12 protein-coding genes are annotated in these 22,481 nt (G+C 71.5%); all 12 read left to right on the forward strand.

The window, feature by feature from the left end:
- The first annotated feature begins 68 nt into the window (after window positions 1–68).
- The 12 genes from AB0O93_RS08025 (at window position 69) to AB0O93_RS08080 (ending at window position 22,359) form a co-directional block, all read left to right on the forward strand.
- Window positions 69–1,211 (forward strand): serine/threonine-protein kinase, encoded by a 1,143-nt coding sequence (locus AB0O93_RS08025; protein ID WP_363342229.1) that lies wholly within the window; start codon window positions 69–71, stop codon window positions 1,209–1,211.
- A complete protein-coding gene (locus AB0O93_RS08030; protein WP_363342231.1) occupies window positions 1,211–7,183 on the forward strand; it encodes an Ig-like domain-containing protein in 5,973 nt (1,990 codons plus the stop codon). Before AB0O93_RS08025 ends, AB0O93_RS08030 begins: the two co-directional genes overlap by 1 nt.
- A gap of 56 nt (window positions 7,184–7,239) precedes the next feature.
- Window positions 7,240–8,205, forward strand: a complete 966-nt coding sequence (locus AB0O93_RS08035) for a MoxR family ATPase (RefSeq protein WP_363342233.1) — start codon at window positions 7,240–7,242, stop codon at window positions 8,203–8,205.
- On the forward strand, window positions 8,202–9,572 hold the full coding sequence (locus tag AB0O93_RS08040) for a DUF58 domain-containing protein (RefSeq protein WP_363342235.1): 1,371 nt from the start codon (window positions 8,202–8,204) through the stop codon (window positions 9,570–9,572). The genes AB0O93_RS08035 and AB0O93_RS08040 overlap by 4 nt, the downstream gene beginning before the upstream one ends.
- Complete coding sequence (locus tag AB0O93_RS08045; protein WP_363342237.1) at window positions 9,569–12,040, forward strand: transglutaminase domain-containing protein; 2,472 nt, start codon at window positions 9,569–9,571, stop codon at window positions 12,038–12,040. The genes AB0O93_RS08040 and AB0O93_RS08045 overlap by 4 nt, the downstream gene beginning before the upstream one ends.
- Window positions 12,037–13,812: a DUF5684 domain-containing protein gene (locus AB0O93_RS08050; RefSeq protein ID WP_363342239.1), complete on the forward strand. Its 1,776-nt coding sequence runs from the start codon at window positions 12,037–12,039 to the stop codon at window positions 13,810–13,812. Before AB0O93_RS08045 ends, AB0O93_RS08050 begins: the two co-directional genes overlap by 4 nt.
- Window positions 13,809–14,348: a hypothetical protein gene (locus AB0O93_RS08055; RefSeq protein WP_363342241.1), complete on the forward strand. Its 540-nt coding sequence runs from the start codon at window positions 13,809–13,811 to the stop codon at window positions 14,346–14,348. The genes AB0O93_RS08050 and AB0O93_RS08055 overlap by 4 nt, the downstream gene beginning before the upstream one ends.
- A 276-nt stretch (window positions 14,349–14,624) precedes the next feature.
- A complete protein-coding gene (gene rpsL, locus AB0O93_RS08060) occupies window positions 14,625–14,993 on the forward strand; it encodes a 30S ribosomal protein S12 (RefSeq protein WP_018187369.1) in 369 nt (122 codons plus the stop codon).
- A gap of 5 nt (window positions 14,994–14,998) precedes the next feature.
- Complete coding sequence (gene rpsG / locus AB0O93_RS08065) at window positions 14,999–15,469, forward strand: 30S ribosomal protein S7 (protein ID WP_363342243.1); 471 nt, start codon at window positions 14,999–15,001, stop codon at window positions 15,467–15,469.
- Between the two features lie 74 nt (window positions 15,470–15,543).
- Window positions 15,544–17,658 carry an elongation factor G gene (gene fusA / locus AB0O93_RS08070; protein ID WP_363342245.1) on the forward strand — a complete coding sequence of 705 codons (2,115 nt, stop codon included), beginning with the start codon at window positions 15,544–15,546 and terminating at the stop codon, window positions 17,656–17,658.
- Between the two features lie 156 nt (window positions 17,659–17,814).
- Window positions 17,815–19,008: an elongation factor Tu gene (gene tuf, locus AB0O93_RS08075; RefSeq protein WP_053546381.1), complete on the forward strand. Its 1,194-nt coding sequence runs from the start codon at window positions 17,815–17,817 to the stop codon at window positions 19,006–19,008.
- A gap of 357 nt (window positions 19,009–19,365) precedes the next feature.
- Window positions 19,366–22,359, forward strand: a complete 2,994-nt coding sequence (locus AB0O93_RS08080; RefSeq protein WP_363342247.1) for a hypothetical protein — start codon at window positions 19,366–19,368, stop codon at window positions 22,357–22,359.
- Window positions 22,360–22,481: the final 122 nt, after the last annotated feature.

Here is a 22,481-nt window from a genome sequence, read left to right on the forward strand (position 1 = left end):
GTTAGCATGTCCGGGTTTCCCCGGCGAGTGGTTCCGCGCGCCGGCGGGCGTCCGAGCGAGGAGGTGACGTGTCCACACGCCTTCCGTCCGCGCCCCCGATCCTGCCGGGACTGACCTACGTCCGCCCCCTCGGTTCCGGCGGATTCGCCGACGTCTTCCTCTACGAGCAGGACATGCCGCGCCGCAACGTCGCGGTGAAGGTCATGCCGAGTGACGTCCGCGACCCGGAACTGCGCCGCATGTTCAACGCCGAGGCGGACGTGCTCGCCCACCTGTCGGCGCACCCCGCGATCGTCACCGTCTACCAGGCGGGGATCTCCGCCGACGGTCGTCCCTACATCGTCATGGAGTACTGCCCCGGCTCGCTCGCGCAGCGCTACCGACTCGAGCGGCTCCCGGTCGAGGAGGTCCTCTCCACCGGAGTGCGGATGGCGGGTGCGCTGGAGTCCGCCCACCGTGCCGGCCTCGTGCACCGCGATGTGAAGCCCAGCAACATCCTCATCACGACCTTCGGAGCTCCGGTCCTCGCCGACTTCGGCATCTCCTCCTCGCTCCTGCGGCGGGAGGCCGAGGAGGTGCTGGCCATGTCGATCCCGTGGAGCGCACCCGAGGTGATCGCCGAGCAGACCGCCGGGACGATCTCGAGCGAGGTGTGGAGCCTCGGCGCGACGGTCTACTCGCTGCTGGCGGGGCACAGCCCGTTCGAGCGTCGAGAACGCGGGCAGAACACCAAGGAGCAGCTGCGTCGCCGGATCGCCCGGGCGGCATACACCGACATCCCCCGGACGGATGTGCCGGCCTCGCTCCAGGTGGCGCTCGCGACGGCGATGGCGCGCGACCCCGGCAAGCGGTTCGACTCGGCCCGCGCGTTCGCCGAGGCGCTCCAGCGGGTGCAGGCCGAGCTCGGTCTGTCGATCACCCGCCTGGAGATCCCCGACGAGGAGTGGGCTCCCGCCGGGGCGCCGGTGGACTTCGCCGACTCCTCCCTCCGCGGCCCGGTGCGCTCGCAGCTCGAGCGCGACGACCGCCGAAAGCGCCGGCCGGGCGCGGACGTCACCTCCCTCGCGCGTGACGAGGACACCGACATCTCCTCCCCGGTCGCGCGGGGGCCGCGCGCGAGCACGGCCGTGCCGTGGATCGCGGCGGGTCTGTCGTTCGTCGTCGCCGTCGGCGCGGTCATCGGGGCCCTGTGGGCCGTGGGGGTGTTCTGATGCGCCGCCGCACGATCGCCGCCCTCGCCGCGAGTGTCGCCGCCGGAGCCCTCGTCCTGGGGATCGCCGTGGTGTGGCCGGGCCTCGACGCGCAGGAGACCCCCGAGGCGTCGACGTCGGTGTGGGCGTTGCAGACCGGTGACGGTCGCCGCTACGCGCGCGTGAACACCGCGGTCGGCGAGCTCGACACCGTCCGGAGCATCAGCAATCCCGATGCGGTGGTCTCCTCTCCCGCCGGGGTCTACCTCTTCAGCGACTCCTTCAGCAAGATCACCCGCATCGACGAGGCCCTTCCCGCCGATCTCGATGAAGAGGCCCTCCGGGCCTCCGATTCCACGCCTCCCGGCACGATCGACGTCGCGGCCTCCGGAGACCGGGTGGCGTACCTCACCGATTCCGGCACCGTCTACGTCGGCATCCTCGGCGGGGAGCAGCCTCGCGCGCTCGACCCGTTCCCCTCCACCGACGAGGATGCCGCGGCCTACACCGCCGACGCCGTCGCGATCGACGACCGCGGCGTGCTGTTCGCCTACTCCCGCGCGGATGCCTCGGTGCTGCGCTACGACATCGGCCGGAGCGAGGTGCGCGGGCGCGACGCCCTGGAGATCGACGAGATCGCCGCCCCGGCGGTCACCGCCGCCGGCGACACGTGGGCGGTGGTGGACGGCGAGTCCGGCCGCATGTGGCTCCGCGACGCCGAGGATGCGCCGCCGCTTCCCGCCACCGGGGCGATGACGGTCGCCGAGCCCTCGTCCACGGCGGAGGAGATCTATGTCGCCACCGAAACGGCGCTCGTGCGCGTCGCGCCGGACGGGTCCGGCGCCGACATCGCCTTCGGCACCGGGGCGACCGTCCTCGGCATCCCGGCCCGGCCCATCCAGCGGGACGGCGAGGTGTACGCCGCGTGGCTTCCCGAAGGGACGGGCACCGGCATCCTCTGGGGATCGGATGCCGAGCCCCGCACGCTCGACTACGGCGGCGAGTCGCTCGGCGATGAGCGCCGGCCGGTGTTCGTCGACGGCGGGGGATCGATCATCCTGAACGAGACGCGCTCGGGGTGGGCGTGGACCGTCCCCGACGGGCAGCTCGTGCCGTCGAGTCAGAACTGGTCGCTCGACGATCGGGTGGATCCGGATGCCGTGCCCGCCGAGGAGCAGCTGCCGGTGCAGCTGGACCCGAAGCCGCCGGTCGCCGAAGCCGACGCGTTCGGCGTGCGGGCGGGGAGTCTGTCGACCCTCCCGGTGCTGATGAACGACCACGATCCGAACGAGGACGTCCTCAGCATCGATCCGACCTCCGTCACGGGCCTCGACCCCGGATTCGGCACCGTCACCGTCACGGACGACGCGCAGCGACTCGCCGTCCGCACCGAACCGGGCGCGACCGGATCGGCCACCTTCACCTACCGCGTGACCGACGGCACCACCGCGGATGGTCTCGCCTCCGAGCCGACGACGGTCACGCTCACCGTGGTGGGCGAGGAGACGGATTCGGCCCCCGTCTGGTGCGGCGTGGAGCGGTGCCTCGTCGAGTGGCCGGCGCCGGAGGTCGCGCGCGGCGGCACCGTCACCGTCCCGATCCTCCCCGGCTGGGTCGACCCCGAGTCCGACCCGCTCCTCCTCCTCTCCGTCGTCAACCGGTCGGGCATCGGCAGCGTCGCCGCGACGCCGTCGGGTGACGTCGTCTACCAGCACTCCGACGACGGCGCGGGCGGAGAGCAGCTCATCGACCTCGCCGTCACCGTGTCGGACACCGCCGGCAACACCACCGAGCGTCAGCTCGTCGTCCGCGTCTCGCCCCAGCCGCGCCTCGCCGTGGAGTCCTTCGCGGTCCGCGACGTCGTCGGCGGCGCGATCAACGTCGACGTCGCCCCGCACGTCTCCGGGACGACGGGGTCGCTGTCGCTGGAGTCCGTGCGCGTCCTCGACGACGCCGCGGCGACGGCGACGGTCACGGGCGGAACGACCGGCTTCGACGTCACCGCGCGCGAGCCCGGCACGTACCGCGTCGACTTCACCGTCACCGACGGCTCCACCGAGGCCACCGGCACGACCCGCATCACGCTCCTGCCCGCCGACGCGCCGGCGGAGCTGGCGACCTCCCCGGTCGTGGCCTTCGTCCACCCGCAGGAGGACGCGACCCTCGACATCTTCGCGGCGGTCTCCAACCCCACGCGCCGGGTGCTCCTCCTCAGCGACGTCACCACCGCCGCCGACCCGGGCGCGGTGCTCTCGGTCGACGCGGTCGGCCAGAACCAGCTGCGGGTCTCCGGCTCGACGGCGTCCGGCGAGCCGGGCCGGCTCGGCACGGTCCGCTACGTCGTCAGCGACGGCACCGAGGACCAGGGGGCGAGCGTCGAGGGCGAGGCGACGGTCTACCTCCTCCCGCCGGCGCCCGAGCTCGCACCCATCGCGGTCGACGACCGCGTCGTCGTGCGGGCCGGAGCGCAGATCGACATCCCCGTCCTCGCCAACGACGTCGCCCCGGCCGGCGGGCGTCCGACGCTGAACCCGGCATCCGTCGTCTCGTCGTCTCCCGACGCGCTCGCCTTCGCGTCGTCCGATGTCGTGCGCTACCTCGCGCCGCAGGAGCCGGGCGACTACACGATCACCTACTCCGTCTACACGACCGGCGCCCCCTCCCTCGCCGACGACGCCACGGTGCGCGTGCGCGTCCTCGACGAGGAGGCGAACCGCCCGCCGGTGGCCGACACCCTCGAGGGCCGGGTCCTCAGCGGTCAGACGACCCGCATCGACTTCGACGGCTTCGGCGTCGACCCCGACGGCGACGGGGTGACCCTCGACCGGATCCTCGAGCAGCCCGAGCGCGGCGCGGCCACGATCGCCGCCGACGGGGCGGGCATCGTCTACACCAGCGTCCCCGGCGATCGCGGCCAGGTCACCTTCCGCTATCGCGTCGTGGACGCCTTCGGGGCCACGGGCGAGGGGACGGTGCGCGTGGGTGTCCTCGACGGACAGACCAATCCCAGCCCGATCACCTACACCGACTACGTGCAGGTCCAGGCGGGCGAGGGCAACAGCATCCGCGTCTCCCCGCTCGCGAACGACGTCGATCCCACCCTCGGCACCCTGACCCTCACCGACGTGCGGCCGGATCTCCCCGAGACGGATGCCGACGGCGCGGTCACCGCCGAGTACACGCGGCTGGCCGAGCGCATCCTCTCCCGCGACGACACATCGCTGGAGATCGAGGCGGGGACCGAGCCCGCCACGATGTCGTTCCTCTACGACCTCGAGTCGAGCTCGGGCAACACCGCGCGCGGGCGGATCGTGGTGCGTGTGGTGCGCGAGAGCGTGCCGGACTACCCGATCGTGTCCGACACGGTCCTCACGGCCGAGACGCGCGAGGACTTCGTCGAGGGCGTGGACGTCCTCGACGGGAAGGCGACCTGGGCGTCGGGCGACGTCGGCGACCTCGACGTGGCCCTGTGGGGCGACATCGACGACGTCGACGTCGCCGGTACGCGCCTGCGCGGCGAGCTGCCCGAGCGCACCCGCCTGATCCCGTTCCGCGTCTCGGGGGAGGGGGCGTCCGGCGAGATCGAGACCTACGCGTTCCTCCGCGTCCCGGGCGACGCCGATCTGACCCTGGCCCTCCGGGCCGGCGCCGTCCCGCCCGAGGTGAACGAGCTGGAGTCGGTCGTCTTCGACATGGCCGACCTCGTCGCCCGTCCCCGCGGCAGCACGGTCGAGATCGGGTCCGACATCCGTGCGTCCGGCGCCCGCGGAGAGGCGGTCTGCTCGCTCGAGGGCGGCACCCGCATCCGCTACGACGCCGGGGCGGGCGCCCCGTGGTCGGATTCCTGCCGCGTGCCGGTGCGCCTCGCCGGGACCGAGGACTTCTCCTATCTCTCCGTGCCGATCATCGTCATCGCCCTCGATCCGCAGCCGGAGCTGCGCGCGGGCTCGCTCACGGTCGGCCCGGGGGAGACGGCGACCTTCGACCTGCGGACCCTCACCACGTGGCAGCTTCGCGAGGACTGGGACGGCATCCGGTACGCCCTCGACTACGGCGGGGTCTCGTTCGACGTCTCGCTCGCGGGGAGCACCGTCACCGTCACCGGCAAGGACGACGCCGTGCCCGGTCGCGACGAGGCGGCCGTCGTCACCGTGCCGAGCCACGCCGAGACCGCGCCCGGCCGCCTCATCCTGCGCGTCGGGGCGGCGCCCTCGACCCTGCCGCGCGGCGGATCGGTCGCGCAGCAGTGCTCGCAGGCCGCCGGCTCGTCGTGCAGCATCTCGGTCGTAGGCGCCTCGGGCGAGGTCAACCCGCTGCCGCGCACCCCGCTCGAGCTCACCGGTGTCCGCCCGACCGGCGAGTGCATCGGCGTGAGCTTCTCGGTCGCCTCCGCCACGGCGGTGACGGCCTCGTGGAGTGCGGATGCCCCGGGCGCCACCTGCTCGGCGGCCTTCACCGTGCGCGACGCCCAGGGCCGCGCCACGGCAGGCGACCGCGAAGGCCGTCTGCTGCTGGACCTGCAGGGCTACCCCAAGGCGCCCGCGAGCATCGGACAGGTCGGCTTCGAGAACGGCTCGGTCACCCTCCGCATCGACCCCGGTGCCTCGCGGTCGGCCTACCCGGGGCTCAGCGGGTTCGTCGTCCGCAGCGGCGGCGCGGTCGTCGCGCAGTGCTCGAGCGACGGTGTCTGCCCCTCGATCCCGGCGCCGAACGGCGAGCAGCGTCAGTACGACGCCGTGGCGGTCAACGCCGTCGGCGAATCGCGCTCGGGGGTGCGCACCACCGCGTGGGCGTATGCCGCCCCCAATGCCCCCGGTCAGGTCCAGGTCGCCCCCGTGCAGACCCGCGACGGCTCGGGGAACGTCGTCTCGCTCGTCATCGACGGCGTCGACCCGAACGAGACCGGTTACCTCGAGATCACGAGCCCCGCGGGCGAGACCCAGCGACTCAACGTCCGCCGCGGCCAGACGCGCGTCGAGGTCGGCAGCTACCGGATCGGCACGAACACGACCTCGCCGATCAGCATCACGCCGTTCTCGCGCTTCGACCTCCCGCCCGGCCTCGGCGGCAGCCCGTCGGGCGGGTCGATCACGGTCTCCGGCAACGGCGTCGGGGCCCCGTTGGATGCCCAGCTGGTGCTGGACTCGGTCTCCGACGGCGACGGGACCTCGACCGTGACCGCGCGGGCGACCGCGCGCCTCAACGGCGACGGGTCGTCGCTCCGCTACGGCATCGTCCGCGAGGGCGAGCGCTGCGAGACCGAATCCGACGGCGCCACCGCGTCCTTCCCCGGCCTCACCGACGGCGAGGAGTACCGCTTCGTCACCTGCGTTGAGTCGGTGTTCGACGACCGGGAGTTCGGCCGCACCGAGGCGACGGCCTCCGTCCGCGCGCAGCAGTCCGGCCGCGCCCCGCGCGGCTACACCTTCGCCGTCGATCCGACCCCGAATGTCGCCGATCAGCGGGCGGAATGGCTGATCCGCGCGGAGCCGACCTCCGACGAGCGCGTGCCCAACCGCAACCGCGTCGAGTTCGGCGGCTTTCCGAGTCAGCGCTTCGGCGCCGACCCCGAGATCGCGGTGCGCTACGTCCACGAGTTCTGGGGCACGGCGAGCGACTGGGCGCGGGTCACCCCGCGCTCCGGCAGCGCGCCCTACCAGGTGCAGGCGACGTGGGGGATCTCCTCCTGCGTCGGCGGCGGAGAGCTCGGGCGGACGTGGGACTCCTCCAACGCCCCCGGCGGCGGTCGCGCCGCGGTGACCTTCAGCAACGCCGACCTGCGCTTCTTCGACGCCTCCGGCGCGAGGCTCGAGCGCACCGCCGACAGCTGGGTCGTCCCGTATGCCGCGACGCGCATGGAGACGACCGTGACCGTCGACTGGAGTGCCCAGGGTTGGGGCCTGCAGAACGCCACCGGCACCGTGACGGCGAACTGCACCCCGACCGAGGCGCCCCCGCCCCCACCTCCGGCCGAACCCGCACCGAACCCCTGAGCGGCATCCGCCCTCCCGACCGCCCCGACGACCCACACGACGCAGGACGAGGAAACATGACGATCACGCAGGAGCAGGCGACCTGGTTCGCGCAGACCTTCTCTCAGCTCGCCGACAACGTCGAGCGGGCGGTGCTGGGCAAGCGCCACGTCGTCGAGCTCGTGCTCACCGCGATGCTGAGCGACGGTCACGTGCTGCTGGAAGACGTCCCCGGCACCGGCAAGACCTCCCTCGCGCGGGCCATGGGGCAGTCGGTGCAGGGCACGAACACCCGCATCCAGTTCACCCCCGACCTCCTCCCCGGCGACATCACGGGCATCAGCGTCTACGACCAGAAGCAGGGCGTGTTCGAGTTCCACGCCGGGCCCGTGTTCGCCAACATCGTGCTCGCGGACGAGATCAACCGTGCGAGCCCGAAGACCCAGTCGGCGCTGCTGGAGGTCATGGAGGAGGGCCGCGTCACCATCGACGGCGTCACGCGCCCCGTCGGCGAACCGTTCCTCGTCCTCGCCACGCAGAACCCCGTCGAGCAGGCGGGAACCTATCGACTCCCCGAGGCGCAGCTGGACCGCTTCATGATGCGCACCTCCCTCGGCTACCCCGACCACGCGGCCACCGTCCGGATCCTCGACGGTGCGGCGATCGACACCTCCGAGCTCACCCCGATCGTCACCCCGCAGGTGCTCGCGGGCATGGCCGATCTCGCCGCCGAGGTCTACGTCGACGCGCTGGTGCTGGACTACATCGCCCGTCTCGTGGACGCCACGCGCGCCGCCGACGAGGTGCGCCTGGGGGTCAGCATCCGCGGCGCCCTCGCCCTCACTCGCGCCGTCCGCACCCGTGCCGCGGCGCAGGGGCGCACCTACGCCACCCCCGACGACGTCAAGGCGCTCGCCGTCGCGGTGCTCTCGCACCGCCTCATCCTCCAGGCCGAGGCCGAGTTCGACGGCGTCACGCAGGAGGCCGTCGTCGGGCAGGTGCTGCTGGATGTCGCACCGCCCCGTCGCCGAGAGGCCGTATGAGTCTCACCGAGTCCCGCCTCACCCGCACCTCGGCCGCCACCGGCACCACCGGTCGCGGCGAGCTGACCGCGACCTCCGCGGTCAGCGGGCGCGATCGCGCGCTCCTGCGGGCGGCGGTGTGGGCGGCGGCGGCGTGGCGGACGACCGTCCGCGCACTCCGCCGCGCCGCGGCGTGGCTCGGTCGCACCGTCCGCCCGGCCGGGGCGCTCATGCTCGTCGCCGCGACCGCGGGCCTCGTGCTCGGCATCCGCTTCGGGTACGTCGAGTGGATGATCGCCGGGGTCGCCGCCCTCGTGCTGCTGATCGTGGCGATCCCCTTCCTGTTCGGCGCCCGCTCGTACGCGGTCGACCTCGACCTCGCGCACGAGCGGGTCGTCGCCGGGACCGGGGTGGCAGGCCGTGTCGTGGTGCGCAACGTCGCGGCGCGTGCCGCCCTCCCCGGGCGCATCGACGTCCCCGTCGGGCAGGGTCTGGTCGAAGTCGGGGTGCCGTTCCTCCGCCCCGGCAACGAGGTCGCCCAGGAGCTGTCGCTCCCCGGCCTCCGCCGCGGCGTCGTCACCGTCGGACCCGCCACCACGGTGCGGGCCGACCCGCTCGCCCTCCTCCGCCGCGAGCACGCGTTCGAGGACGTCCACGAGATCTACGTCCACCCCCGCACCGTCGCCCTCCCCTCCACCAGTGCCGGTCTCATCCGCGATCTCGAGGGGAGCCCCACGCGACGCCTCGTCGACGCGGACATGTCCTTCCACGCGATCCGCGAGTACGCCCCCGGCGATTCGCGCCGTCACATCCACTGGGCCTCCACGGCCAAGACCGGCCGCCTCATGGTGCGCCAGTACGAGGAGTCGCGCCGCTCCCGCATGGCGGTCATCCTCTCCGCCGCGCGCAGCGAGTACGTCGACGCCGACGAATACGAGCTGGCGGTGTCGTGCGCCGCGTCGCTCGGACTCCGTGCGATCCGGGATGCGCGCGACGTCGCGGTGGTGACCGGATCCGAGATCCCCCGGGTCGTCCGCGGGCGCCTCCGCGCGATCCGCCGCGTGCCGGCATCCGCTCCCCGTCCGATGCTCGACGGCTTCAGCGGCGTGGAGATGCTCGAGAGCACGATGGCCATCGGCGACGTCTGCCGCCTCACCGCCGAGAGCGAGGAGCGCCTGTCCGTCGCCGTGCTCGTGACCGGCTCGACGGTGCCGCTCGCCGCGCTGCAGAAGGCGGCGCTGGCGTTCCCGGTCGACACCGCGGTGGTCGCGGTGGTCTGCGACGAGCGCGCGCACCCGCGCATGCGGGCCCTGACGGGGTTGACGGTCCTCACCGTCGGCACGCTCGACGATCTCGCGGGTCTGCTCCTGCGCGGAGCGACCTCATGAGCCGCCGCGCGACGACCACGGCGCGGGCTGCCGTCGTGGCCGGCTCCGTCTTCTCGGCGGCGATCGTCGTGCTCGCCGCGATCGCCGCGTGGCCCATCTACGCCGGGTCCGCCTTCGCGATCCTCGTGGCCGTCTGCGCGCTGGCGGCCGCCGGCATCGCGATCGGGACCGCGCTGCTGCGGTGGCGCTTCGCCGCGACGGCCGCCGTCACCGCCGGTGCCCTCCTCGTCCTCGGCGTGCCGCTCGCCGTCCCGGGACGCCTCGGCGGTCCCGCCGAGCTCCTCCGGGGTCTGGGCGAGCTCGGGACCGGTCTCGTCCTGGCGTGGAAGGACCTCCTCACCGTCGACCTCCCCGTGGGCGACTATCGGAACCTGCTCGTCCCCGCACTGGTCGTCTTCCTCGTGGGCACCGTCGCGCTCCTCCGCCTGTCGTGGCGGGAGGGGCGTCCGGCCCTCCTCGCCGTGCCCGTCGGCCTCGTCATGCTCGGCTTCGGGTTGTTCTTCGGACGGACCGTCGTGAGCGCGCCGCTCACGCTCGGCCCCCTCACCCTCGGTGCTCCCCGCGAGAGTGCGCTGGGGCTCGCCGGTCTTCTCGTGTGCTTCGCCTGGCTCGCGTGGCGCACGCACCACGAGCGGGTGCGGGCCCTCGCCCGCGCCGCCGAGTCCGGCGACGTGCAGGTCGGGCGTCGCGCCCGTGGGTCGGACCGCCGCCGCACGGCGCTCGGCGCCGCGATGCTCGCGGGAGCGGTCGTCATCGCCGGCGCCGTCGTGCCGATGACCGCGGCAGGTTCCGAACGGCAGACCCTCCGGTGGGCGGTCGGGCCGGAGATCTCCCTCACCGCCGCGACGAGTCCGCTCGCGGAGTACCGCGCCCTCTTCGCCGACGAGCGCATCGACGACGTCCTCTTCACCGTCGAGACAGGCGGCGCCGCGCCCGAACGCGTGCGTCTCGCCGTCCTCGACACCTACGACGGCGAAGTCTTCCGCACCGGCTCCGGCGCCCCGTCGCGCTTCGTCCGGGTGCCCGCGGTGCGCGCAGCGGGGGAGGGGGCCGAGGTCGAAGCCGCGATCGTCGTCGGCGAACTTCCCGGGATCTGGATGCCGTCGGTCGGCCGACTGGTCGAGGCCGAGTTCCAGGGCCCGCGCGCGGTGGCGCTCGCCGATCGGTTCTACTACAGCTCGGACGCGGACGCGGCCGTGCAGACCGTCGAGGGCGGCTGGGAAGACGGAGATCGGTACCGTCTCCGCGCCGTCGAACCCACCCCACCGGAGGCCGGCGCGGCGGTCGCGCCCGGCACGGCATCCGCTGCCGTCGAGGCGCCGGAGAGCCTGCGCACCTGGGTCGAGCGGCATCGCGTCGGCGAAGACGGGGCGGCCCTGGAACAGCTCGTGACGCTCCTCCGCGAGCGCGGCTACCTCAGCCACGCCCTCACGGTGGGCGAAGAGCAGCCCGCCTGGGCCGCGGAGCTGGGGGACTACCGCTTCCAGCCCAGCACGTCGGGACACTCGCTCGCCCGCGTGGATCAGATGTTCACCCGTCTGCTCGAGCGCGAGGACGATCCGCGGGCGCAGGCGTCGGGCAACTTCGTCGCCGCCGTCGGCGACGACGAGCAGTTCGCCGTCGCCGCCGCCCTCATCGCCCAGGAGCTCGGCTTCCCGTCGCGGGTCGTGGTCGGCACGCGCCTCAGCGCCCCCGCCGGGCTCAGCGCGTGCGAGGACGGAGTCTGTCGTGCGGGTGACCTCGCGGCGTGGGTGGAGGTGCAGGATGCCGGTGGCGCATGGGTGGCGTTGGACGCCAGCCCTCAGTACGCCCAGTCGCCGAGCCTCGACGTCACCGAGCAGCGGGACCCGGAGGTCGTCACCGACGTTCTCCCCGACGCCGTCGAAGACGTCGTGCCGCCCGACCCGGTGCAGGAGGACTCCGCCTCGGAGGATCGCGACGAGGAGGCGACCGGCACCGACCTGTCGTGGCTGTGGCCGGTGCTCCGCGTGGCGGGGCTGATCCTCCTCGTCCTCCTCCTGCTCCTGGGGCCCTTCGCCCTCGTCCTCGGCGCCAAGGCCGCGCGTCGTCGCGCACGACGCCGCGCCCCCGACGGAGCGGCGCGCATCGCCGGCGGCTGGGAGGAGTACGTCGACGCGGCCGTCGACGCGGGTCGCTCGGCCCCCGGCATCCTGACCCGCTCCGAGCTCGCGTCCCGCTGGGGCACTCCGCACGGAGACGAGCTCGCGGTCGCGGCCGATCGTGCCGCCTTCTCCGGTGGTGAGCCGACGCCGGCCGAGACCACCCGGTACTGGGAGACCGTCGACGAGGAACGCCGACACCTCATGCGCGAGGGCGGCGTCTGGCGCCGGATCGTGCGGACCGTATCGTTGAGGTCATTCGTGCGTCAGGTCTCACCCGATGCGGGTGCACGAGATTCCGAGAGGGGGAGACGCCGGGACCCGATACCCGCGCGTCAGGCATCATGAACGCCACCGCAGACTCCACCGCCGTCGTCCTCGGCATGATCACCCTCGTCGTGGGCGTCGCCGTCTACGTGTGGACTGCCGTCGCGCTCGCGGCGGTGTTCCGCAAGACCGGACGACCCGGCTGGCAGGCCTGGGTGCCGATCCTCAACCAGGTCGTGCTGCTGCGCCTGGCGGGGATGTCGGGCTGGCTGCTGTTGCTGTGGCTGCTGTTCCCGGTCGGCCCGATCTTCGTCTGGGTCGCGATCATCGTCGCCTGCTACCGCATCGGGATCGACTTCGGCCTCCCCGCGGGCATCACCGTCCTCGGGGCGTTCCTCTTCCCGGTGTGGGCGTCGGTGGTCGGTTTCGGCTCGGCCCGCTGGCTCGGCGCCGCCGAGCACGCCGTTCCGGTCGGGCCGCGGCGTACCCCGCGCCCCGAGGAGCGCCCGCTCTTCCCCGCTCCGGATGCCGCCTCCCGCGGAGTCGACGCGGATGCGTCCGCTCCGCTCCCCGAGGTCGAGCCGTGGCCGTTCCCGGCTCCGCAGCGCGCGGATCGAGAGGACGCGGTGGACGGGGCGACCGAGGTCGGGCGTCCCGCGGCTGCGGCGTGGTGGCAGCCCGTGGCCACCCCGGAACCGGAGGCGCAGGTCGCGCCCGAGCCCGAGCCCGCGTTCGATCCGGAGCCGTTCGTGGAACCGGAGCCGCAGCCGGAACCCGAGCCCGAGCCCGAGCCCGAGCCGGAGCCGGAGCCGGAACCGGTCGTCGAACCGGAGCCCGACCCCGTCGAAGCGGCGGCGCCGACCGCGGCGATCCCGGTGTCGCGGACCCGCGTGGAGGAGCCGGTCGATCCGGCCGCGGCGGATCCCCTCATCGCATGGCTGACCGGTCCCGTCGAACCGCTGCCGCCGACGTTCGCGCCGACGGCGCGGCCTGAGCGGGCGCCGGAGCCGGAGCCTGCCCGCGTGGACGTTTCCGCTCCGGAACCCGAGCCCGTCCCCGCCCCGGCGCCGGAGCCCGACCCGGAGTTCGAGCCGGAGCCCGCGCCCGCTCCGGAGCCCGAGCCGGAGGCGGTCTCCCGCAAGCCCTGGGAGGGGTTCGCGATCTCCGCGAACGACGAGTTCACCGGGGAGGTCACGGGTGCCGTCACCGACGCCCCCGCCCCCGTTCCCGCCGGCCCTGCGCCGGGCGCCCCCGTCCCCCCGCCGGCCTCCCCGCCGGTGACGCGCCTGCCCGCCGCATCGGACGGTGGATCGGATGACGGCTCCGATGAGCCCTGGGCGCCGCGGCGGTCTCGTCTGCCGGCATCCGACTCCTTCCCGGAGCTGTCGGGCGAGGTCTCCGCGATCGTCGGTGCCCCCGACGCGGGTGCGCCGCGGTCGGCGCGCACCTCGGTCTCGGCGCTGCACGTGCGGCCCGAGATCCCCGACGAGCCCGCCGACGAGACGATCATCGCCCGGCGCCGCCGCACGCAGTGGTCCCTCGTGCCCCCGCGTGGGACGCCCGTGACGATCGCGTCCGACACCGTCCTGCTCGGTCGGCGCCCGGCTCCGGATGCCGCCTACCCGCGCGCCCAGCTGATCGCGATCGACGACGGCACCGTCTCCAAGACCCATGCCCGTCTGGTCCTCCGCCAGGATCGCTGGTACATCACCGATCTCGGCTCGACGAACGGCGTCGTCTTCGCCACCCTCATGGGCACCGAGGTCGAGGCGACCCCCGGCGAGGAGATCGAGGCGGGTGATCGCTTCCTCCTCGGCGACGCCGAGATCCGGCTCGTATGGAGCGACGCGTGAGCGATCTGCCCGAGGAGCGGACGGCGCCCGGCCGCCGGTCGTCGGCCGCGGCGGACATCGAGGCCACCGAGATCGCCACCCGCCGCGGGCGCGAGGCCCCGCTTCCGGACATCGACGAGCGGACCGAGGTGGCGTCCCGCCGGGCCGCCGCGGATCTTCCCACGGAACCGCCCGCGGAGGACACGCGGATCGCCGCCCGCCGAGGCGGTGCACCCGCAGCCGCCCCGGTGTCGGAGGAGACCGCGCGGTCGGCGCGTCGGGTCCTCGATCCCGCTCCCGCCGCGCCGGCGCCGACCCGCGGTTCGGCCCCGTCGTCGAACGCCCCCGCGGAGGTCTATCGCGCGCGCCCCGTCCGCACGGCGTTCGTCGAACGCACGGCGCCCGAGCGGCATCCGCTCCAACCCGTCGTCGACACCGCGGCGTCGGAGCAGCGTCGTCGTCGTGCTCGCCGCCGCCTGATCCTCGCGGTCGCACTCGTGGTGGTGGCCGTCGTCGCGGCCGGGACGGCCGCCGTCGTCTTGCTGACCCTCGGCTGAGTACTCGCCGCCCGCGTTTGCCCGCCCCGCGCTGGATGCGTATCATTGAGCGGGTGTGCGCGTTGCGCGCCGTCCGCCGTGCCACCGGCGCGGATGCCGGCCGCAGAGCCTCACGACCGGGACCGGTCTGCGAACAGGCCACCCCCACGGCATATCCACCGATACGACGCGCGCCGATTCCGTCGCGCACCGGGTGGATCTGTGGTGAAACCACACCGCTGTCACCGTGCAGCACCCTGCGCGGGAGGATTCCCGCGCAGCCGACAAGGAGAGAACGTGCCAACCATTCAGCAGTTGGTTCGCAAGGGCCGTTCGCCGAAGGTCACCAAGACCAAGGCGCCGGCGCTGAAGGCGAACCCGCAGCAGGCGGGTGTCTGCACCCGTGTGTACACCACCACCCCGAAGAAGCCGAACTCGGCGATGCGCAAGGTCGCCCGTGTGAAGCTCCGCAACGGCACCGAGGTCACCGCGTACATCCCCGGTGAGGGTCACAACCTGCAGGAGCACTCGCTCGTGCTCGTCCGCGGCGGCCGTGTGAAGGACCTCCCGGGTGTCCGCTACAAGATCGTCCGTGGAGCCCTGGACACCCAGGCTGTCAAGAACCGCAAGCAGGCGCGCAGCCGCTACGGCGCGAAGAAGGGCTGAGTCAGATGCCTCGTAAAGGACCCGCGCCCAAGCGCCCCGTCGTCAACGACCCGGTGTACGGTGCCCCCATCGTCACCCAGCTCGTGAACAAGATCCTCGTCGACGGCAAGAAGTCGCTCGCCGAGTCGATCGTCTACAACGCCCTGCAGGGCGTCGAGACGAAGAACGGCCAGGATGCCGTCGCCACGCTCAAGAAGGCGCTCGACAACGTCCGCCCGACCCTCGAGGTCAAGTCCCGCCGCGTCGGTGGCTCGACCTACCAGGTGCCGGTCGAGGTCAAGCCGCACCGTGCGAACACCCTCGCGCTGCGCTGGCTCGTGAGCTACGCCAAGGGCCGTCGTGAGAAGACGATGACCGAGCGTCTGCAGAACGAGATCCTCGACGCCTCGAACGGCCTGGGAGCCGCGGTCAAGCGCCGCGAGGACACCCACAAGATGGCCGAGTCGAACCGCGCCTTCGCGCACTACCGCTGGTAACAGCACCCCTGTCGCCGGCCGGAGGCGAACCCTCCGGCCGGCACAGTCCGACACCAAGGTAAGGAAGACACCCCGTGGCACAAGAAGTGCTCACCGACCTCAACAAGGTCCGCAACATCGGCATCATGGCGCACATCGATGCCGGAAAGACGACGACGACCGAGCGCATCCTGTTCTACACGGGCGTCAACCACAAGATCGGCGAGACCCACGACGGCGCCGCCACCACCGACTGGATGGAGCAGGAGCAGGAGCGTGGCATCACGATCACCTCCGCCGCCGTCACCTGCTTCTGGGAAAAGAACCAGATCAACATCATCGACACCCCCGGTCACGTCGACTTCACCGTCGAGGTGGAGCGCTCGCTCCGCGTGCTCGACGGCGCCGTCGCCGTCTTCGACGGCAAGGAGGGCGTCGAGCCCCAGTCCGAGACCGTGTGGCGTCAGGCGGACAAGTACGACGTCCCCCGCATCTGCTTCGTCAACAAGATGGACAAGCTGGGCGCGGACTTCTACTTCACGGTCGACACGATCGTGAACCGTCTCAAGGCCAAGCCGCTCGTGCTGCAGATCCCGATCGGCGCCGAGAACGACTTCGTCGGCGTCATCGACCTCGTCTACATGCGCGCCCTGGTCTGGCCCGGCGACGCCAAGGGTGATGTCACCATGGGGGCGAAGTACGAGATCCAGGAGATCCCGGCCGACCTCCTCGACAAGGCGAACGAGTACCGCGAGAAGCTCCTCGAGACCGTCGCCGAGTCCGACGACGCACTCCTCGAGAAGTACTTCGGCGGCGAAGAGCTCACCCACGAGGAGATCAAGGGCGCCATCCGCAAGATGACGATCGCCAGCGAGGTCTACCCCGTGCTGTGCGGCTCGGCGTTCAAGAACCGCGGCGTGCAGCCCATGCTCGACGCGGTCGTGGACTACCTCCCCTCCCCGCTGGACGTCCCGGCGATCGAGGCGAAGGACCCGAAGAACGAAGAGATCGTCATCGAGCGCCACGCCGACCGTGAGGAGCCCTTCGCGGCTCTTGCGTTCAAGATCGTGACGCACCCGTTCTTCGGTCGCCTCACCTACATCCGCGTCTACTCGGGTCACCTCGACTCCGGCGCCCAGGTCGTCAACGCGACCAAGGGCAAGAAGGAGCGCATCGGGAAGATCTTCCAGATGCACGCCAACAAGGAGATGCCGGTCGACTCCGTCACGGCGGGTCACATCTACGCCGTCATCGGCCTGAAGGACACCACCACCGGTGACACGCTGTCCGACAGCAACAACCAGGTGGTCCTGGAGTCGATGACCTTCCCCGAGCCGGTCATCGAGGTCGCCATCGAGCCCAAGACCAAGGCCGACCAGGAGAAGCTGGGTCTCGCGATCCAGAAGCTCGCGGAAGAGGACCCGACGTTCCGCGTCGAGCAGAACGCCGAGACGGGTCAGACCGTCATCAAGGGCATGGGCGAGCTCCACCTCGACATCCTGGTCGACCGCATGAAGCGCGAGTTCAAGGTCGAGGCGAACGTCGGAAAGCCCCAGGTCGCCTACCGCGAGACGATCCGCAAGAGCGTCGAGAAGCACGACTACACGCACAAGAAGCAGACCGGTGGTTCCGGCCAGTTCGCGAAGATCCAGTTCACCATCGAGCCCCTCGAGGTCACGGCGGACAAGATCTACGAGTTCGAGAACAAGGTCACCGGTGGTCGCATCCCCCGCGAATACATCGGGCCCACCGACCAGGGCTTCCAGGACGCCATGAACGTCGGCGTGCTCGCCGGCTACCCCATGGTGGGCGTGAAGGCGATCCTGCTCGACGGCGCCTCGCACGACGTCGACTCGTCCGAGATGGCGTTCAAGATCGCCGGTTCGATGGGCTTCAAGGAGGCCATCCGCCGCGCGAACCCCGTCATCCTCGAGCCGATCATGGCCGTCGAGGTGCGTACTCCGGAGGAGTACATGGGTGACGTCATCGGCGACCTGAACAGCCGCCGCGGACAGATCCAGTCGATGGAGGATGCCGCCGGCGTCAAGGTCGTCCGGGCCAACGTCCCCCTGTCGGAGATGTTCGGCTACATCGGCGACCTGCGCTCGAAGACCTCGGGCCGTGCGGTCTACTCGATGGAGTTCGACTCCTACGCCGAGGTGCCGCGTAACGTCGCCGACGAGATCGTCCAGAAGAACAAGGGCGAGTAACACTTCCGGATGCCGGGACGCAAGCCCCGGCATCCGGGCCTCATAACTTCACAGAATCAGCACGACCCCCACCCACTAGGGTGGAAACCAATCCCGTAGAAGACCGGTCGCAATCCAGTGCCCGGAGGATCTACACGACTGTCCTAGGAGGACCCAGTGGCTAAGGCCAAGTTCGAGCGGACCAAGCCGCACGTGAACATCGGAACGATCGGTCACGTCGACCACGGCAAGACCACGCTCACCGCAGCGATCTCGAAGGTGCTCGCCGACAAGTTCCCGTCGGCCACCAACGTGCAGCGTGACTTCGCGTCGATCGACTCGGCTCCCGAGGAGCGCCAGCGCGGCATCACGATCAACATCTCGCACGTCGAGTACGAGACCCCCAAGCGTCACTACGCACACGTCGACGCCCCCGGTCACGCCGACTACATCAAGAACATGATCACCGGTGCCGCTCAGATGGACGGCGCGATCCTCGTGGTCGCCGCCACCGACGGCCCGATGGCGCAGACGCGTGAGCACGTCCTGCTCGCCAAGCAGGTCGGCGTGCCGTACCTGATGGTCGCGCTGAACAAGGCCGACATGGTCGACGACGAGGAGATCCTGGAGCTCGTCGAGCTCGAGGTCCGTGAGCTGCTGTCCAGCCAGGGCTTCCCCGGCGACGACGCTCCGGTCATCCGCGTCTCGGGCCTGAAGGCTCTCGAGGGCGACGAGAAGTGGGTTCAGTCGATCCTGGACCTCATGGACGCCGCTGACGAGTCCATCCCGGACCCGGTGCGTGACAAGGACAAGCCGTTCCTCATGCCCATCGAGGACGTCTTCACGATCACCGGTCGTGGCACCGTCGTCACCGGCCGCGCCGAGCGTGGAACCCTCGCCATCAACTCCGAGGTCGAGATCGTCGGCATCCGCCCGACGCAGAAGACCACGGTCACCGGTATCGAGATGTTCCACAAGCAGCTCGACGAGGCGTGGGCCGGCGAGAACTGTGGTCTGCTCCTTCGTGGTCTCAAGCGCGACGACGTCGAGCGCGGCCAGGTCGTTGTGAAGCCCGGTTCGGTCACCCCGCACACCAACTTCGAGGGCACGGCGTACATCCTGTCCAAGGAGGAGGGCGGTCGCCACAACCCGTTCTTCACGAACTACCGCCCGCAGTTCTACTTCCGCACCACCGACGTCACCGGCGTCATCTCGCTGCCCGAGGGCACCGAGATGGTCATGCCCGGCGACACCACCGACATGACGGTCGAGCTGATCCAGCCCATCGCCATGGAAGACGGCCTCGGCTTCGCCATCCGTGAGGGTGGCCGCACCGTCGGTGCCGGCACGGTCACGAAGATCCTCAAGTAAGGATCCGTTCCGCACGAAGGCCCCCGGGGAATCCCCGGGGGCCTTCGTCGTGCCGGGAGGGCTGATCTGTGGAACCGGTCTCGGAATCTTGAGAAAACTGAGAAACCCTTAGGCGAAAAGGGCAGGGGACCTTTGGATACGACGTCCGATCGTCCGGTAGCGTTCCCGTTGGATCACCGCGATGCGGACCCGCGACGCCACCCGAAGGCATCGCGGGATGGGGCCGCATGGTGATCCCTGAACGGACCTGCGTCACATACCCGAGAGGCGCAGGATGGGGCCGTTCTGTATGCCTGTGCCACTGGGGGGCTCATGCAGATCAGCGATGGTGCGACGCGCGCCGAAAACCGACGCTCGATGAAGCGTCGACGTTCGAGGACGCGCACGGCGCTCACCTCGGTCGCCGGTGCGGTGATCGCGGCGCTCGTCGTCGTCGGCGCCGCGCCGGCGATCGCGGCGGACGTCACGCCGACTCCGACGCCTTCCGCGACGGAGACCACGGCGCCGACGGATGCCGCGACGGTGACGCCCGAGCCGACCGACCAGGTCGTTCCCACCGCGACCGAGACGCCGGTGTCGACACCCGAAGCGACGCCGACGGCGCCGGCGCGCGCGTTCCGGTCGTCTAGCGTCACCACGCAGACCGTTGCGCCGATGACCGTGACGACCTCCTCGATGAGCGTCACCGTCCGCAAGCGCGCCCTGGCCGACCCCACCTCTCTCGGAGGGAACGTCGCCGAGACGATCGGCAGCGACTACGCGGGAACCGTCGGTGCGCAGTTCCGCCTGTGGACCTACACGAGCTACGCGGCCGGCCCGCAGGCTTCGACCGACTACACCTGCACCGTCACCGCCGGCGGTGCATGCACCATCACCATCCCCGACGCGGGCGGCGCGAACAAGGGCAAGCGCTTCTGGGTTGTGGAGGAGGCGCCCGTCGCCGGTTCCGACGCCGCGAAGACGTACATCAACCCGCAGCTCCTCCTCGGCAGCTACCAGGGGCCGACCTCCCGTCAGTACCTCGTCGGCCTCACGACTGCCGTCGCCGCGAACGCGTCGATCACCCTGCCGATGACGTCCACCACCACCAACGGTGGAACCCAGATCTCCTCGAGCGAGCTGGGGAACAGCATCACCACGTCCCAGGGCGCGTCCTTCGGCGCCGTCGCGAACTCCTGGAAGAACCCGGTGGTCGCGGCCAAGTGCGAGCCCGAACGCCTCCGCATCTCGCTGGTCCTGGACCAGTCGGCATCCATCACCTCCACGCAGTGGACGCAGTTCCGGAACGCGCTGGTCAGCAGCGGCGGAGTCCTGGAGCTCCTCCGCAACGCGAACGCGGAGGTGTCGATCCTCGGGTTCGGCACCAACGCGAGCACCAACGGCAACGGCTGGCACTACGGCTCGACGGGTCCCGCGCTGCTGCCGTCGAACTACGCCTCCTTGATCCCCACCAGCCGTCCCGGCGGATCGCAGAACGCCACGAACTGGGATGCCGCGCTGTCCACGATCCAGAGCGTCAACGGCACGCACGACTACGACCAGGTGCTGTTCATCACCGACGGCGCACCGAACTACATCTTGAACGGTTCCTCCGTCAGCTCCTTCGACGTGACCCTGCGCTCTCTCGAGGCCCCGCTGTACGCGGCCAACGCGCTCAAGAACGCCGGCACACGCGTCGTCGCGGTGGGTGTCGGCAACGGCATCACCGGCGCGGGAGCCAACCTGCGCGCGGTGTCGGGGGAGACCCTCGGGTCGGACTACTTCCAGACCGCCAGCTGGGACGACGTGAAGAAGCAGCTCGCCCAGATCGTGCAGGCGGCGACCTGCCAGCTGCCGATCGAGGTCAGCAAGACCACGGTCGACGCCGCGGGCAAGACCACCACCACGGCAGGCGGGTGGGCCTTCACCGCCGCGAAGACCGCCGGTGACGGCACCCTTCAGGGCACCGCCACCCAGACCACGACCGCGGGAGTCAACGGCACGGCCGACTGGACGCTGCGGTTCACCCAGCCCACGGGACAGTCCGCCTCCGTCACGCTCACCGAGACGGCGCAGTCCGGATGGACGCTCACCAAGGTCCAGTGCGCGATCGGCGCCGGGGCCCTCCAGGACCAGACGGTCGTCGACGGCAAGAGCGTCACGATCACCGGGTTGTCGACGGCATCCGAGAAGCTCTCCTGCGTCTTCACCAACACCGAGAAGAAGAAGGAGGCGTCGGTCACGATCGACAAGGTCTGGCAGGTCAAGGACTCGTCGGGCGCCGTGATCGGGACCTACCGCCAGCCGGCGGAGCCCGGCGCGGCGGCTCTGCCCGCGGGCCTGTCGGCGGCGCCGACCGTCGGCGGTCAGCCCGCGCAGTGGGGGGTCGCCTCGACCGGCTACACGACGGGCGCGACCGTCGCCCTCGATGAGACCGTCACGATCGACCGCACAGCCCTCCCGGGCTGCGTCCTCACCTCGAAGGCGCTCACGCGCGCGGCGGGGAAGGACGTCAACGCCTCTCTGCCGTACACCGCCACCCTCACGGAGGGGGCCAACGCCTTCACGATGACGAACGTCGTGACGTGCACGCAGACGCTCAGCCTCGTGAAGACGGTCGGCTACGGCTCGGCGGCCACCGACGCGTGGACCCTCTCGGCTACGAAGCCTGCGGGCAGCAACGCGCTCGCGGGGCCCTCGGGCACCTACCGCGCCGACAAGCCCGTCACCGGAGCCGTCTCCACCGGTGTCGCCTACACCCTCGGTGAGGCGGGCGGCCCGAAGGAGTACGTCGCCGCCGGCGCATGGACGTGTGTCGCGGGGTCCACCGCGGTTCCCGTGACGGCGTCCACGATGACCGTTCCGCTCGGGCAGACCGTCGAATGCACGATCGTGAACACCACGGCGACGCTGACCATCCTCAAGGAGGTCGTCGGTCAGGCCCTTCCGCCCGGCGACTGGACGCTCACCGCCGACCCCGGCGCAGGCTCCGGCCTGACGGCGAAGACGGCCGTCGGGGCGTCGCAGGCCAGCGCGGCCAACACCTTCGAGGTCAAGCCCGGAACCGCCTACACGCTGTCGGAGGCGCCCACCGCCGGCGACGGGGCCATCGCCTACCGCCAGCTCGCGCTGGAGCGTCAGCTCGAGGACGGCTCCTGGGTCTCGGTCGACAGCGACCGCGTGACCGTTCCGGCGGGCAGCCACGCGACCTACCGGTTCGTGAACGACCGCGTGCCCGCGGTAGTCCTTCCGCTCACCGGCGGCGCCAGCACGGATGCCTTCCTCCTGGGCGGTCTCGCCGTCCTCCTGCTGGCCGGGGCGCTCGCCGCCTGGAACCTGCGAAGCAGATTCGCCCTCCGTCGGAGCGTGTGACGCGGGGTACCCGCGCGCAACCTCGACGCCCACACACGTACGGCTCGGTGCAGCCGTCGACTTCACACCCGAACCCGAAACACCCGCACCACCACCTGTCTGAAGAAGAAAACTGGGGAGTA

The sequence above is a fragment of the Microbacterium sp. NPDC077184 genome (genome assembly GCF_040687055.1).
GTDB lineage: Bacteria > Actinomycetota > Actinomycetes > Actinomycetales > Microbacteriaceae > Microbacterium.